Source organism: Bradyrhizobium sp. IAR9 (assembly GCF_013408065.1).
Taxonomy (GTDB): Bacteria; Pseudomonadota; Alphaproteobacteria; order Rhizobiales; family Xanthobacteraceae; genus Bradyrhizobium.
Genome location: NZ_JACBZW010000015.1, coordinates 13,501 through 28,643, shown reverse-complemented (window position 1 = coordinate 28,643; position 15,143 = coordinate 13,501). Strand labels below are relative to the sequence as shown.

The 15,143-nt window shown below is 65.6% G+C and carries 14 protein-coding genes and 1 other RNA gene; 9 read left to right on the top strand and 6 right to left on the bottom strand.

Features of this window, described 5'->3' with window-relative positions; translation table 11 throughout:
* From GGD67_RS31220 to ffs, 3 genes are all read right to left on the bottom strand, one after another.
* Complete coding sequence (locus GGD67_RS31220) at window positions 1–321, bottom strand: YbaB/EbfC family nucleoid-associated protein (RefSeq protein WP_018320789.1); 321 nt, start codon at window positions 319–321, stop codon at window positions 1–3.
* Window positions 322–349: 28 nt separating this feature from the next.
* Entirely contained in the window at window positions 350–2,164 is a 1,815-nt protein-coding gene (locus tag GGD67_RS31215) for a DNA polymerase III subunit gamma/tau (protein ID WP_018320790.1), read from the bottom strand.
* A gap of 95 nt (window positions 2,165–2,259) precedes the next feature.
* Window positions 2,260–2,356: signal recognition particle sRNA small type (gene ffs / locus GGD67_RS31210), an RNA gene on the bottom strand.
* Between the two features lie 182 nt (window positions 2,357–2,538).
* Between ffs and GGD67_RS31205 the strand changes: the two genes are divergently transcribed.
* The 9 genes from GGD67_RS31205 (at window position 2,539) to GGD67_RS31165 (ending at window position 10,087) form a co-directional block, all read left to right on the top strand.
* A complete protein-coding gene (locus tag GGD67_RS31205; protein WP_018320791.1) occupies window positions 2,539–3,384 on the top strand; it encodes a transporter substrate-binding domain-containing protein in 846 nt (281 codons plus the stop codon).
* Between the two features lie 245 nt (window positions 3,385–3,629).
* A complete protein-coding gene (locus GGD67_RS31200) occupies window positions 3,630–4,292 on the top strand; it encodes an amino acid ABC transporter permease (RefSeq protein ID WP_179738199.1) in 663 nt (220 codons plus the stop codon).
* On the top strand, window positions 4,289–5,083 hold the full coding sequence (locus tag GGD67_RS31195; protein WP_179738196.1) for an amino acid ABC transporter ATP-binding protein: 795 nt from the start codon (window positions 4,289–4,291) through the stop codon (window positions 5,081–5,083). The genes GGD67_RS31200 and GGD67_RS31195 overlap by 4 nt, the downstream gene beginning before the upstream one ends.
* Window positions 5,083–5,838: an SDR family NAD(P)-dependent oxidoreductase gene (locus tag GGD67_RS31190; protein WP_179738194.1), complete on the top strand. Its 756-nt coding sequence runs from the start codon at window positions 5,083–5,085 to the stop codon at window positions 5,836–5,838. The genes GGD67_RS31195 and GGD67_RS31190 overlap by 1 nt, the downstream gene beginning before the upstream one ends.
* Window positions 5,835–6,962, top strand: a complete 1,128-nt coding sequence (locus tag GGD67_RS31185) for a muconate cycloisomerase family protein (RefSeq protein WP_179738192.1) — start codon at window positions 5,835–5,837, stop codon at window positions 6,960–6,962. Before GGD67_RS31190 ends, GGD67_RS31185 begins: the two co-directional genes overlap by 4 nt.
* Window positions 6,963–7,182: 220 nt before the next feature.
* The gene (locus GGD67_RS31180) at window positions 7,183–7,602 is read left to right on the top strand and encodes an HIT domain-containing protein (protein WP_177236871.1); all 420 of its coding nucleotides are present in this window, start codon (window positions 7,183–7,185) and stop codon (window positions 7,600–7,602) included.
* Window positions 7,603–7,612: 10 nt separating this feature from the next.
* Window positions 7,613–8,551, top strand: coding sequence for an NAD(+) diphosphatase (gene nudC / locus GGD67_RS31175; protein ID WP_018320797.1), 939 nt, complete (start codon window positions 7,613–7,615; stop codon window positions 8,549–8,551).
* 5 nt (window positions 8,552–8,556) lie between these two features.
* On the top strand, window positions 8,557–9,480 hold the full coding sequence (locus GGD67_RS31170; RefSeq protein WP_179738190.1) for a sugar kinase: 924 nt from the start codon (window positions 8,557–8,559) through the stop codon (window positions 9,478–9,480).
* A 97-nt stretch (window positions 9,481–9,577) separates the two neighbouring features.
* Complete coding sequence (locus tag GGD67_RS31165; protein WP_018320799.1) at window positions 9,578–10,087, top strand: Lrp/AsnC family transcriptional regulator; 510 nt, start codon at window positions 9,578–9,580, stop codon at window positions 10,085–10,087.
* Between the two features lie 162 nt (window positions 10,088–10,249).
* On the opposite strand, the gene GGD67_RS31160 is transcribed toward GGD67_RS31165, so the two are convergent.
* The 3 genes from GGD67_RS31160 to hrpB form a co-directional block, all read right to left on the bottom strand.
* On the bottom strand, window positions 10,250–11,749 hold the full coding sequence (locus GGD67_RS31160; protein WP_179738188.1) for a phosphomannomutase/phosphoglucomutase: 1,500 nt from the start codon (window positions 11,747–11,749) through the stop codon (window positions 10,250–10,252).
* Window positions 11,750–11,939: 190 nt separating this feature from the next.
* Complete coding sequence (locus GGD67_RS31155; protein WP_179738186.1) at window positions 11,940–12,452, bottom strand: TIGR02281 family clan AA aspartic protease; 513 nt, start codon at window positions 12,450–12,452, stop codon at window positions 11,940–11,942.
* A gap of 119 nt (window positions 12,453–12,571) precedes the next feature.
* On the bottom strand, window positions 12,572–15,046 hold the full coding sequence (gene hrpB, locus GGD67_RS31150) for an ATP-dependent helicase HrpB (protein WP_179738184.1): 2,475 nt from the start codon (window positions 15,044–15,046) through the stop codon (window positions 12,572–12,574).
* Window positions 15,047–15,143 lie beyond the last annotated feature (97 nt).

The window sequence follows — 15,143 nt, the reverse complement described above, 5'->3', positions numbered from 1 at the left end:
TTACTGGCCGAACAACCCCGGCGGCAGGCCGAGCCCGCCGGTCAGCGACTGCATCTTCTCCTGCATCGCGGTCTCCGCCTTGCGGCGGGCATCACTGAGCGCGGTCACGAGCAGATCTTCGAGCACTTCGCGCTCTTCCGGCTTCATCAGCGAGGGGTCGATCTTGATGCCCTTGACGTCCATCTTCGCGGTCATGCGCACGGCGACGAGGCCGCCGCCGGAAATGCCCTCGACTTCCACGTTGCCCAGCTGCTCCTGCATCTCCTGCATCTTGGATTGCAGCTGCGCCGCCTGCTTCATCATGCCGAGAAAATCAGCCATCGGTGCTCGTCCTTGGAAAAAGATGGGCTCAGAGATCGTCGCCGTCGGAACCGTCGGGCGGATCGTCACTGCCATAGTCAGCGTTTATATTGGCTTCCGGCGTCTCGGGGGCAAGCCTGCGGACCTCGACAACCTTCGCGCCGGGGAAACGCGACAGCACCTCCCGCACGCGCGGATCGGCCTCCGCGGTACGGGCATGCTCCTGCTTCGCCGCCTGGTTCACCGAGCGCAGCGTCGGCTGGCCCTGCTCGTTGGAGACGATCACCGTCCAGCGGCGGCCGGTCCACAGCTCGAATTTCCTCGCGAGCTCGGAGATCATGGTCTTGGAGGCGTTCGGCTCGAGCGCGACCTCCAGCCGGCCCTCCTCGAAACGGACGAGGCGCATGTCGCCTTCGAGCGCGCTCTTGGTCATGATGTCGCGCTTCTGCCCGGCCAGCGCGACGAGCTGGGTGAAACTCGTGATGCGCAACGCCGGCGCCGCGCCTTGCGGATCCGGCGCAGGTGCGGCCATCTGCGGCCGCGCACCACCACCGCCAAATGAAGGCGACGAGGTCGGCATGCGAACAGGCGCTGCGGAGGCCGTCGGCGCGGCCGGTACGCTGCGTGCAGCGCCGCCGCCGCTCGCGACCGGCGAGCCGCCGCCGTTCTGCTCCAGCATCCTGATCGCTTCGTCCGGCGTCGGTAGGTCGGCGACATAGGCGATGCGCACCAGCACCATCTCGGCGGCCGCAGCCGGGCGCGTTGCGGCCTGCACCTCGGTGATGCCCTTGAGCAGCATCTGCCACATCCGCGACAGCACGCGCATCGAGATTTTCGAGGCGAACTCCTTGGCGCGAACCCGCTCGGTCTCGCCATAGGCGACGTTGTCGGCAATCGCCGGAATGACCTTCACGCGGGTGACGAAATTGACGAATTCGGCAAGGTCCGAGAGCACGACGATGGGATCGGCGCCGACGTCGTACTGGTCGCGGAACTCCTTGAAGGCGGCGGCGATATCGCCGCGCGCCAGCGAATCGAAGAGGTCGATGACGCGGGTGCGGTCGGCGAGCCCCAGCATCTGCCTGACGGCGTCGGCCTTCACCGTGCCTGCCGCATGGGCAATCGCTTGATCGAGCAGCGACAGCGAATCCCGCACCGAGCCTTCGGCGGCGCGCGCGATGATGCCGAGTGCTTCCGGCTCGATCTCGACGCTTTCCTTCGCGGCAATGTTGGCGAGGTGCTTCATCAGCACGTCGGCCTCGACGCGGCGCAGGTCGAAACGCTGGCAGCGCGATAGCACGGTGACGGGAACCTTGCGGATCTCGGTCGTCGCGAACACGAATTTGGCGTGCTCCGGCGGTTCCTCCAGCGTCTTCAGGAAGGCGTTGAACGCCGCCGTCGACAGCATGTGGACTTCGTCGATGATGTAGACCTTGTAGCGCGCGCTGGCCGGCGCGTAGCGCACGCTGTCATTGATCTGGCGGACGTCGTCAACGCCTGTGTGCGAGGCCGCGTCCATTTCCAGCACGTCCATGTGCCGGCTTTCCATGATCGCCTGGCAATGCACGCCCAGGGTCGGCATGTGGATGGTCGGGCCCTTCACCGAACCATCCGGCATCTCGTAGTTGAGTGCACGGGCCAGGATGCGCGCAGTGGTGGTCTTGCCGACGCCGCGGACGCCGGTGAGGATCCAGGCCTGCGGAATTCGCCCGGTCTCGAACGCATTGGAGACGGTGCGGACCACCGCTTCCTGGCCGATCAGATCGTCGAAACTGGAGGGACGGTATTTGCGCGCCAGCACCCGGTAGGGCGCGTTGCCCGGGCCGGCGCTGTCGGGGTTGGGAGGGGCGCCAGCGTCGGTCATCGGTCGATCCGCAATGAAATGTCTCTTGGCCGGCTTTTGCGGAAAGGAGCGCGCTGGCGGCTGGTGCCGCCGGCGCTGATTCGCTCGAAAAACAGGTAGGAGACTGACGAGCGACCCGATCCGGACCTCGTTAGGGCTGCTTCCTTCCGGACCTGACCCGGTTGGCGAGTGGCTCGTCCACCGCCAATCTCCCGGTCCCTATTTGGGGCCAAAAGGGGCGGAAAGCAAGCGGCGATCGCCCTTGATCGACGGTGCCTGCCCAGCATCCGGGCAATTCCCGATCTGCCCAGCCGATAGGCTGTGCTTTCACTGAAAGTGCGACCTTGGTATGAACCTGCCGGAACCTGTCCCAACCAGAAAAGCGATTGATCCCAATGGTTACACGTCGTGATGTTGCATCGATTGTCGGACTTGGCGCGATGACCGCGGCCGTGCTGGCTTCGCCCGCTGTGGCCCAGACCGCCGATCCGAACGAATCGACCTTCGCCCGGATCCGCCGGACCAAGAAGATGCGGATCGGCGCGGTCGGCGGCGGCGCTCCCTATTACATGAAGGATCTCTCCAGCGGTCAGTGGAAGGGCTTCTACATCGACATCGCCAAGGGGCTCGCCGACGATATGGAGGCCGAGCTCGAGATCACCGAGACCACCTGGGGCAATTCGGTGCTCGATCTGCAGGCCAACAAGATCGACATCTTCTTCGGCCTCAACCCGACCCCGAAGCGCGCGCTGGTGGTCGACTTCTCGGTGCCGGTGTTCAACAACGCCTTCGCCATCCTCTGCAAGAAGGACTTCAAGCCGAAGAGCTGGGCCGAGCTGAACTCACCCGACATCAAGATCGCGGTCGACCAGGGCTCCTCGCACGATCAGGTCGTCAGCCGCCTGACACCGAAGGCGCAGATCACGCGGCTGAAGACCGCGGACGACGCCACCGCCGCGCTGCAGACCGGCCGCGTCGACGCGCAGTGCCTGATCACCATGCTGTCCTTGACCGTGCTGAAGAAGAACCCCTCGCTCGGCCAGCTCGTGTTGCCGACGCCGATCTTCGCCACGACCTCGAATGCTGGCTTCCGCCGCGAGACCGACAAGACCTGGCGCGACTACGTCAACACCTGGATCGACTTCAACAAGGGCCTCGGCTTCATCCGCAACGCGATCATCACCAACATGGAGCTAGTGGGCGTGACCGAAGCGGACATTCCGCCGGGCGTTTCGCTGTAACAACCGGTAAGGTTAGGCTGGCTATCTCCGCGCACTCCGCTCTGCCCCCTCTCCCGCTTGCGGGGGAGGGTTGGGGTGGGGGTCTCTCCACAAAGAGACTCCCCCACAGGAGAGAGCCCCCACCCGCCGCGCTCTGGCGCGCAAGTGCGCTGCCGAGCGCGTCGACCTCCCCCGCAAGCGGGAGAGGTGCACCGAGAACGACGCGACACCGTTCCAAGCTTTTCGCCGGCTGAGTAAAAACACACATGTATCAGTGGGACTTCGGCATCCTCTGGAGCTATCGCTGGCTCTTTCTCAACGGGCTCGGCGTCACCGTCGGCTTCACCGTGGTCATCGTCGTGTGCGGCCTGCTGTTCGGCCTGTTCGGCGCGTTCGGCAGCCTGTCACGCTTCAAGCCCGTCCGCCTCCTCGCCCTCACCTTCATCGAGGCGTTTCGCTGCACGCCGATCCTGGTGCAGCTGATCTGGTTCTATTACGCGCTGCCGATCCTCGCCGGCGTCGAGATGACGCCGATCACGGCCTCGGCGCTGGCGCTCTCGCTCTATGGCGGCTCGTTCTATTCGGAAATCATCCGCGGCGGCATCATCTCGATCGACCGCGGGCAGTCCGAAGCCGGCGCCGCGCTGGGCATGACGCCGATCCAGACCATGCGGCGCATCGTGCTGCCGCAGGCCATCAAGCGCATGATCCCGGCGCTGATGAACCAGTCGATCATCCAGTTCAAGAATACCTCGCTGGTCTCGGTGCTGGCAGTGCCCGACCTCGTCTATCAGAGCCAGGTCGCCGCCCATGACAGCTACCGGCCGCTGGAGACCTACACCGCGGTCGCGGTCGCCTATGCGGCGATCCTGATTCCCCTCACCATCCTCGTCCGCCGCGGCGAGAAGCGATTGGCGGTCAGCGAATGAGCGAGACGCAAAAGATCGAGATCCGCAGCCTGCGCAAGAGCTTTGGCAGCAACGAGGTTTTGAAGAACATCAATCTCGACGTCGCCAAGGGCGGCGTGGTCGCGCTGATCGGGCCATCAGGCTCGGGCAAGTCGACGCTGCTCCGCTGCATCAATCTGCTGGTCGTGCCCGATGGCGGCAGCGTTCGTGTCGGCGACACGCGCTTTGCGTTCGGTGACGGTGCGAAGCTGCCCGACGTGAAGATGCTGGCAAAATTCCGCGCCACCACCGGCATGGTGTTCCAGCACTTCAATCTGTTCCCGCACATGACGACGCTTGAGAACGTGATGGAGGGACCGGTCACGGTGCGGCGCATGGCCAAGGCCGACGCCGAAAAGCTTGCGCGGACGCAGCTCGCCAAGGTGGGGCTTGCGGAGAAGGCCGACCAATATCCGGCGACGCTGTCCGGCGGACAGAAGCAGCGCGTCGCGATTGCGCGCGCGCTCGCGATGGAGCCTGACGTGATGCTGTTCGACGAGGCGACCTCGGCGCTCGATCCCGAACTGGTCGGTGAGGTGCTGAACGTGATCCAGCAACTGGCCTCCGAAGGCATGACCATGGTGATCGTGACCCACGAGATCGCTTTTGCTCGCGAGGTCGCCGACCGCCTCATCTTCATGCGCGATGGCGTCGTGGTCGAGGAAGGCCCCGCGCGGCAGGTGATCGACAACCCAAAGGAAGCCGCCACCCGCGCCTTCCTCAGCCATTTCCACCGCACCGGCGCATTGCCGCCGGCCACAACGGCATCGTGATGTCCGACATCAACCGCGTCTATCTCGTCACCGGTGCCGCCAGCGGCATCGGCCGTGCCACCGCCAAACTGCTCGCCGCGCCGGGCGTAGGGCTTCTGCTCCACACGCGATCGAACGCAGAGGGGCTTCAAGCCACCGCAGCGGACATCGAAGCGAAGGGCGCCGTGGCGGCACAATGCCTTGGCGATCTCGCCGAGGAGAGCGCGGCCACCGACGCCATCGCCGCCGCGAAAGCCTCCTTCGGCCGGCTCGACGGATTGATCCTGGTCGGCGGCCACGCCCGCCGCGGCAGCGCGATCGGCACGCCGGCGGATCAATTCCGGCAGGCGATGGATGAGTCAGCGCTGGCCTTCACGCGAATGGTCGAGGCGGCGCTCCCACTGCTGCGCGCAGGGCAAAATGCACGGATCGTCGCCGTGTCCTCCTTCGTCGCACATGCGATCCGGCCCGAATTCGCACCATTCGCGGCAACGGCCGCGAGCCGTTCCGCGCTGGAAGCCTTGGTGCGACTGACCGCGATCGAGCTTGCCAGCGACGGCATCACCGTCAACGCGGTGTCGCCCGGCCTCATCGTCAAGGACAAGCCGAGCGAGAGCCGGCTGTCGCCCGAGCAGATCGCCGCGACCGAAGCGCTGATCCCGATGCGCCGCCGCGGGCGACCGGAAGAGGTCGCCGAGATCATCGCCTTCCTGGCATCCCCAAAAGCATCCTACGTCACCGGCCAGGTCTGGCACGTCAATGGAGGCCTGACATGAGCGAAGCAACCGTCGAACGTCTCAGGCTGTTCCTGATCGAGAGCCCGATCAAGATGGCGCGCCTGCAGGGCGTCGGCAACGTCAAGGGCACGGTGAAGCGCGTGCTGATCGAGCTCACCGCGAGCGACGGCGTGGTCGGCTGGGGCGAGGCGGCGCCGTGGGAAGTGTTCACGGGAACGCCGGAAGCCGCGTTCGCCGCGCTCGATATCTACTTGCGTCCCATCGTCCTCGAAAAGCCGGTGCGCCGCGTTCGTGCGCTGATGGCCGAGCTCGACCGCGCGCTGGTCGGCCATGCCGAAGCCAAGGTCGCCATCGAGATGGCGCTGCTCGACATCGTCGGCAAATCGTCAGGGCTCTCGGTCGCCGACCTCCTCGGCGGCCGCGTGCGCGACACCATTCCCCTCTCCTTCTCCATCGCCGATCCGGATTTCGCCGCCGATCTCGAGCGCATGCGAAAGATGGTTCCGGACGGCAATGTCATCTACAAGGTCAAGACCGGCGTGAAGCCGCATCGCGAGGATCTCGACCATCTCGAAGCGATCCGAAAGGAGTTCGGCGACAAGGTCGATCTGCGCGTCGACTACAACCAGGCTCTCGCGCCGTTCGGCGCCATCAAGATTTTGCGCGACGTCGAAGAGTTCGCGCCGACCTTCATCGAGCAGCCGGTGCCGCGCAAATATCTCGACGTGATGGCCCAGCTCACCGCGGCGCTGGAAACGCCCGTGCTTGCCGACGAAAGCTGCTTCGACCGCCGCGACATGATGGAAGTGGTGCGCCGCGAGGCGGCCGACGCCGTTTCGATCAAGCTGATGAAGGCCGGCGGCCTGTTCGAGGCGCAGGCGATCATGGCCATCGCCGACATCGCCGGCCTGCCCGGCTATGGCGGCACGCTGTGGGAAGGCGGCATTGGCCTAGCCGCCGGCACGCAGCTGATTGCGGCGACGCCTGGCATTTCGCTCGGCTGCGAATTCTACATGCCCCATCATGTGCTGACCGAGGACGTGCTGGAGGAGCGCGTCGCCAACCGCGCCGGCCATGTCGTGGTGCCCGACGGCCCCGGCCTCGGCATTCGCGTCAGCGAGGCCTCGATCCGCGCCAATGCAAGGGTGCTGGCGGAGGTGTGAGCCTGCGGTCGCAGCTACAAACTCCGCTGTCGTCCCGGCGAACGCCGGGACCCGTACCGCGTGATCTAACGATGAACACAGGTCGTTGTACCGCGGAACGACGCTTCAAACGACGACCGTGTATGCAGCAAGAGCGGGGCGCCATCCTTCCCCTCGCCAACTCCCTATCGTATGGTCGGGCCCAACACGCCCGTCCCCGCCGGGCCATCCGGAAACGCATATGCCCGAACCCGCCTGGACGCTGCACTCCCGCCTGAAAGAGGACACCATCGACATCGGCGATCTGCCGCTGTCGAAGGTGCTGGTCATCAAGGACGCGCATTATCCCTGGCTGCTGCTGGTGCCGCGGCGGCCCGACGCGGTCGAGATCATCGATCTCGACGAGGTGCAGCAGGCGCAGCTGATGACGGAGATCTCCCGCGTCTCGCGCGCGCTGAAGGAGATCACCAGATGCGACAAGCTCAATGTCGCGGCGCTCGGCAACCTCGTGCCGCAGCTTCACGTCCACATCATCGCGCGGCGCACCAGCGATGCGGCCTGGCCGCGGCCGGTCTGGGGCGTGATGCCGCCATTGGCGCATGACGCCGCAGAGGTTCAGAATTTCATCAGCGCGCTTCGCCGCAAGATCTGGTTGGGTTGAAAGAACGATAATGTCAGCATTCAACGCATTTCCGCTGGGACAGCCGGCCTTCGTCACCAACATCCTCGATCGCGCCGCGCATCTGCGCCGCGACGACCAAAAGCTGTTCGCGATGGAGCAGAAGCCCTCCTCGCGCGCCTATGTCGTTTACCGCGACTCGCTCCTGATCAAGCGCGAGGGCGACAAGATTCGCGCGCTGCTCTCGATCGACGAGGCGCTGAAGTGCGGCGCCAATCCCGGCACGATCTTCTTGGGCTTACGCGACGGCGCCGCGATGTTCGGCATGGGCCTGTCGCAGGCCGCCGCCGAGAAGCTGGTCGGACGCGAGGACTACACCGTGACCGAGCTGCGCGGCATGGCGATGCAGGGCGCGATTCCCCCCGACGAGCTGTCGGCGATCGCGATGGCGAAGTCGATGGTCGGTTGGCACCAGCGCCACGGCTATTGCGCCAATTGCGGCTCTCGCAGCGCGATGAAGGAAGGCGGCTGGAAGCGCGAGTGCCCGGCTTGCAAGGCCGAGCATTTTCCCCGGACTGACCCTGTCGTGATCATGCACGTCGCCTCCGGCGACAAGTGCTTGCTTGGCCGCCAGAAGCAGTTTCCGGCAGGGATGTATTCCTGCCTCGCCGGCTTCGTCGAGGCCGCCGAGACCATCGAGGACGCGGTGCGCCGCGAGATCCTGGAAGAATCCGGGATCCGCTGCACCGACGTGCAATATTACATGACGCAGCCCTGGCCCTATCCGTCGTCGCTGATGATCGGCTGCAGTGCGCGGGCCGTGAGCGAGGACATCGTCGTCGATCATTCGGAGCTGGAGGATGCGCGCTGGTTCACGCGCGAAGAGGCCGCACTGATGCTGACGCGGACGCATCCGGACGGGCTCGCCGGCCCGCATCCCTTCGCCATCGCCCATCATTTGCTCGGCCGCTGGGTGCACGACAAGAGCTGACCGCCGTGGCCGCATCCGGGATCGCGCCGCGCATCCTCTGCATTGGCATTCCCGTGCGCGACCTCACCTTTCGGGTCGAGGCCGTGCCGGCGCGCGGCAGCAAGGCCAACGCCAGCCACCTCGCCGAGATCTGCGGCGGCAACGCGCTCAATGCCGCCATCGCGATTGCGCGACTTGGTGGCCGTGTCTTTTTCGCAGGTCCCATGGGCGATGCGCGGGAGACGTCGAGCGGCTTCATCCTCGACCAAATGGCGCAGGAGGGCATCGACACCACGCACATCGTGCGCATGCCTGATGTGACCACGCCAGTCTCGGCGATCATGATCGAGCCCTCGGGGGAACGGACGCTCACGATCTATCGCGATCCCGGCCTGTGGAGCGTGACGCTGCCTGATGCCGACGAATTGCTGGCCGATTGCCGCGCCGTCCTCGTCGAAAGCCGCTGTGCCTCATTCTGCGTTGATCTCTGCGCCGAGGCCCGGCGACGCGGCATTCCCGTCATCGTCGGCGTCGATCGCGTGATGTCGTTGCAGGACGGCCTGCTGACCGCCGCCTCGCATCTGCTGTTCGCCAGCGAGCAGGTGCAGGAGACCGCCGGCATCGCCGACGACGCCGAAGCGTTGCAACGCCTGGCCAGGCTGACGCCCGCCTTCCTTGCCGCAACCCGCGGCCCGCTCGGTACCATCTGGCTAAACGAGAGAGGCGAGCTGGAGGAGACCGCGGCCTTCCCGGTCCAGGCGGTCGATACGCTCGGCGCCGGCGACGTCTTTCATGGCGCCTTCGCACTCGGCCTCGCTGAGAGCGGCGACGTGCGGCAGGCGCTGCGATTCGCCGCGGCCGCGGCAGCACTGAAATGCACTCGCCATGGCGGTGGCATGGCTGCACCCCAACGCATTGAAGTTGAAGAGTTTTTGCGAGGGAGGCCCTAGATCAATTCCATGGATGAGCCGAGATTATGGGCTTGCTGGGGAAAGATTTTCTCTATATCAGGGAAATCGGCCCCTGAAATGGAACAAAGTTCTTCAAATGACCGACGTCGCCGTCCAGATCCCCGAGACCAGCCGCCGCCTCGATGCCATCGACCGCAAGATCCTGATGGTTCTGCAGGAGGATGCCTCCCTGTCCGTCGCCGAGATCGGCGACCGCGTCGGACTGTCCTCGACCCCCTGCTGGAAGCGCATCCAGCGCCTGGAGGCTGACGGCGTGATCCTGAAACGGGTGGCCCTGGTCGACCAGAACAAGATCGGGCTCGGCATCTCCGTGTTCGTGTCGGTGGAAAGCTCCGATCATTCCGACGCCTGGCTGAAGAAGTTCGCCGAAGCCGTCAGCGCCATGCCCGAGGTGATGGAATTCTATCGCATGGCCGGCGACGTCGACTACATGCTGCGCGTCGTGGTCGCGGACATGCAGGCCTATGACGTGTTCTACAAGAAGCTGATCAGCGCCGTGCCGCTGAAGAACGTCACCTCGCGTTTCGCAATGGAGAAGATCAAGTCGGTCACCGCGCTGCCGATTCCGGCGGTGGTGGCGGCGTAGGTCGCGCTACACGGACGCTGTCATCGCCCGGCGAAGACCGGGCGATCCAGTATTCCAGAGACAGCGATTGGATACGGAGAAACTGCGGCGTACTGGATTCCCCGCTTTCGCGGGGAATGACAGCGGAGAGACAGGCACGGATCGTGCCTCACTCGAGCAACCTCAAATCTTCTGATTGTACTCGCCGACCTCGGGATGCGTGCGCAGCACGCTGTTCACCATCTCGAACATGTCGTGCATGCGCTGCTCGGAGACCGGGCTCTCGACCACGACGACGAGCTCGGGCTTGTTGGAGGAGGCGCGCACCAGGCCCCAGCTGCCGTCCTCGACCGTGACGCGCACGCCATTGACGGTGACGAGATCGCGGATTGCCTGCCCGCCGATCTTGGCGCCCTTGGCCTGCAAGCCCTCAAAATGCTTCACCACCTGGTCGATGACGCCGTATTTGGTCTCGTCGGCGCAATGTGGCGACATGGTCGGCGACGACCATGTCTTCGGCAGCGCGTTCTTCAGGTCCGCCATCGACTTGCCCGGCGCGCGGTCGAGCATGTCGCAGATCGCGATCGCCGACACCAGGCCGTCGTCATAGCCGCGTCCATACGGCTTGTTGAAGAAGAAGTGGCCGGACTTCTCGAAGCCCGCCAGCGCGCCGGTCTCGTTGGTGCGGCGCTTCATGTAGGAATGGCCGGTCTTCCAATAGGCGACCTTCGCGCCCTGCTTCTGCAGCACCGGATCGGTGACGAACAGGCCGGTCGATTTCACGTCGACGATGAACTGCGCGTCCTTGTGGATCGCCGACATGTCGCGCGCCAGCATCACGCCGACCTTGTCGGCAAAGATCTCCTCGCCGGTATTGTCGACGACGCCGCAGCGGTCGCCGTCGCCGTCGAAACCGAGGCCGACATCGGCCTTGTGATGCAGCACCGCATCGCGGATCGCGTGCAACATCTCCATGTCTTCGGGGTTCGGATTGTATTTCGGGAAGGTGTGGTCGAGCTCGGTGTCGAGCGGGATCACCTCGCAGCCGATCGCCTCCAGCACCTGCGGCGCGAAGGCGCCGGCGGTGCCGTTGCCGCAGGCCGCAACGACCTTGAGCTTGCGCTTCAGCTTCGGACGAGAGGTGAGATCGGCGATGTAGCGCGCCGGATAGTTCTCGTGGAATTGGTAGGAGCCGCCGGCCTTGTTCTTGAATTCGGCGCCCAGCACGATCTCCTTCAGCCGCGTCATCTCGTCGGGACCGAAGGTCAGCGGACGGTTGGCGCCCATCTTCACGCCGGTCCAGCCATTGTCGTTGTGCGAGGCGGTCACCATCGCGACAGCGGGCACGTCGAGATCGAACTGCGCGAAATAGGCCATCGGCGTCACGGCGAGGCCGATGTCGTGCACCTTGCAGCCCGCCGCCATCAGGCCGGAGATCAGCGCGTATTTGATCGAGGCCGAATAGCCACGGAAGTCGTGGCCGGTGACGATCTCCTGCTTGACGCCGAGTTCGGCGATCAGCGCGCCCAGCCCCATACCGAGCGCCTGCACACCCATCAGGTTGATTTCCTTCTGGAACAACCAGCGCGCGTCGTATTCGCGAAAGCCCGTGGGCTTCACCATCGGCTCGGATTCGAAGGCGTAGGTGTTGGGCAGCAATACGGATTTCGGCTTGGGGAACATTGAGACGGTCTCGTGAAAAAGGGCAGGAATTGATGCAGCCTTAGCGAATGCCAGGCCGCAGCGGAAGGCGGGAATGAAGGCTTATGGCCGATAATTGCGGCAGTTTGGTAACGAAGAAACGTTACCGCGAGGGCGGTCGAGGCAAATAGCTATCTTGAAATGGACCGCGCTTGATCGCGAAAGGCTCCGCCTATTGCTCCAGCACCATCTGGCCGTTGGAATATTCGAAGCGCTTCAGGCGGGAGAGGAAGGAGAGGCCGAGCAGGTTCTCCGACAGCGCCTCGTCGGGCAGCACCATGGCATCGACGTCGCGCACGACCAGACCGCCGACCTCGAGCATCGGGATACGGGTGCGCGCGGCCTTGATGGTGCCGTTCGCGGTGGAGACGGTGGCGTTGTAATCGCCGCGCGAGGGACGCAGGCCGAAGCGGGCGGCTGAGGTCTCATTCAGCGCAACCACGGAGGCGCCGGTATCGAGCATGAAGCCGATGCGCTGGCCGTCGATCCGGCCCTCGGTCTGGAAATGACCGCGGCCATCGCGGGAAATGGCAAGGCTGCGGCCCCCGGCAGGCGCGGCTGCCGCGACGGCGAACGTGGTGCGCGGCACCGAGCTTGCGGAGGCGGAGCTCATCTTGTCCGCCATCTGCGCCATGAAGGTGCCGAGGCCGATCATGACGGCTGCGATGATCATAATGTTACGCATCACACCACTTCCGAGCCGGAAAGCCCGATTTCAACACGCGACACGCCAGGCCGCGAGCATTGCTGCGGCCAGAGCGATGCTATTTTGACGAAAAGGATGAGCGGACGGTTAACGCGCCCTCACGTTCCGCGCGGCTTGGCGCGTCGGGTCGGCACTGCGCTGGCCGGATCGTCCGGCCAGGGATGACGGGGATAGCGGCCGCGCAGGTCGGAACGGACCGCGGCGTAGCTGCCGCGCCAGAAACCGGGAAGGTCGCGCGTTACCTGCACCGGGCGCTGCGCCGGCGACAGCAATTCCAGCACCAGCGGCACCTTGCCGGCCGCGATGGAGGGATGGCTGTTGAGGCCGAACAATTCCTGCAGCCGCACCGCGATGGTCGGCCCCTGCTCGGCCTCGTAGTCGATCGCGAGCACGCTTCCTGTCGGCGCCTCGAAATGCGTCGGCGCCTCGCGCTCGAGCCGCGCGCGCATCTCCCACGGCAGCAGCGCCATCAGCGCGTCGGAGAGATCGCCGGGCGAGATGTCCTTGAGCGCGATCTTGTCGTAGAGCGCCGGCACCAGCCAGTCGTCGCGGCGCGCGATCAATCCCTCGTTGGACAGGTCTGGCCAGCTGTCGCCCTCGGCCTTGCGCAGGAACATCACCCGGTCGCGCCATTGCTTTGCAGCCTTCGACCAAGGCAACCGATCAAGGCCGGCGGCGATCAATCCATCCGCGAAAATGCGCGCGGTGTCCTCGGAGGGCGACACGGCCAGTGTCGCCTCGGACAGCGTGATCGCGTGCAGCACGCGCTTGCGCCGCGCGCGCAGCGCCATCGCCCCGCGATCGAACGAGATCTCGTCGGCGCTCTCGATATGCTCGGCGAAATGCCGCTCGATCTCGCTCTCAGTGATCTGCGCAGCGAGCAGGATGCGCCCGCTCGCCGCCGTTCCCGTCATCTCGCCGATCGCGATGTAGGGCGCGCGGGCCAGCGATGAGGTTTGCTCGACGGCGGCGCCGCGGCCGTTGGCCAGCACGAAACTGCCATTGCCGCGATTGCGCGCGACGCGGTCCGGGAACGCATAGGCGAGCATCAAACCCGTCGAAAGATCATCCTGCGGTCCTGCCTTCTCCGAAGCCGCCACTTGCGAGGCCCAGCGCCGTGCCAGATCGCGGGCGCTGCCGGCGCGCGGCGAGCGGTCGCGGCGGAATTGATCGCGCCGGTGCTCGAGATCGACGCTGTCACCGCCAAGCCCGCGCTCGGTGATGATGGCCGCGATCTCGGCGGCGGCTTCGCCCTCGCCTGCGCGATGCGAATCCACGATCATGCGCGCCAGCCGCGGCGGCAGCGCCAGTGCACGCAGGCTTTTTCCCTCTGCGGTGATGCGGCTATCGCCATCGAGCGCGTTGAGCTCGGAGAGCAGGCTTTTTGCCTCCTTCCAAGCGGGCGCCGGCGGCGGATCGAGGAACGACAGCGCGGCAGGATCGCTGACGCCCCATTGCGCGAGATCGAGCACCAGCGAGGAGAGATCCGCGCTGAGAATTTCCGGTTGCGTGTACGGCGCGAGTGAAGCCGTCTGCGGCTCGTCCCAGAGCCGGTAGCAGATACCTGGCTCGGTACGGCCGGCGCGGCCGCGGCGCTGATCCACTGCCGCACGCGCGGCGCGCACGGTCTCGAGCCGCGTCAGCCCGATGTCCGGCTCGTAGCGCGGCACGCGGGCAAGACCGGAATCGACCACGATGCGCACGCCTTCGATCGTCAGCGAGGTCTCCGCGATCGACGTCGCCAGCACCACCTTGCGCGTGCCCTTGGGCGCGGGCGCGATGGCGCGATCCTGCACGGCGGCATCGAGCGCGCCGAACAGCGGCACGATCTCGATGCTGGCGTCCTGCACGCGCTCACTGAGGAAATTCTGGGTGCGACGGATTTCGGCGGCGCCGGGCAGGAATGCCAGCACCGAGCCGCTGTCGGCACGCAGCGCGGATGCAATCGCATCCGCCATCTGCCGCTCCACCGGCGCGTCCGCCTTTCGGCCGAGATAGCGCGTCTCGACGGGGAAGGCGCGGCCCTCGCTCGCGACGACGGGCGCATCGCCAAGCAGCTTTGCAACGCGCGCGCCATCGAGCGTGGCCGACATTACGAGGATGCGCAAGTCCTCGCGCAGGCCGGTTTGGGCGTCACGGGCCAGCGCCAGGCCCATGTCGGCATCGAGCGAGCGCTCGTGGAATTCATCGAACAGGACGGCGGCAACGCCTGACAACTCGGGATCGTCGAGGATCTGGCGGGTGAAGATGCCCTCGGTCACCACCTCGATGCGCGTGGTGCGCGAGATCTTCGAGCCGAACCGGACGCGGTAGCCGACGGTCTCGCCGGCGCGTTCGCCCAGCGATTTGGCCATGCGGTCGGCGCTGGCCCGCGCCGCGATGCGCCGCGGCTCCAGCACGATGATCTTCTTGTCCTTCGCCCAGGGCGCATCGAGCAGCGCCAGCGGCACGCGCGTGGTCTTGCCGGCGCCGGGCGGCGCCACCAGCACGGCCGCGTTATGCGCCTCCAGCGTGCGCGACAAATCGTCGAGCACGGAATCGATCGGGAGGGGCGTGTCGAAACTGCGGGGCAAGATCTCGCATCCGTCATCACCCGCCTTGCGCGCCGGGCAGGTGATCCAGTCAACTCAGATCCCGATCATCACGAAGATCGGGATTACTGGATACCCC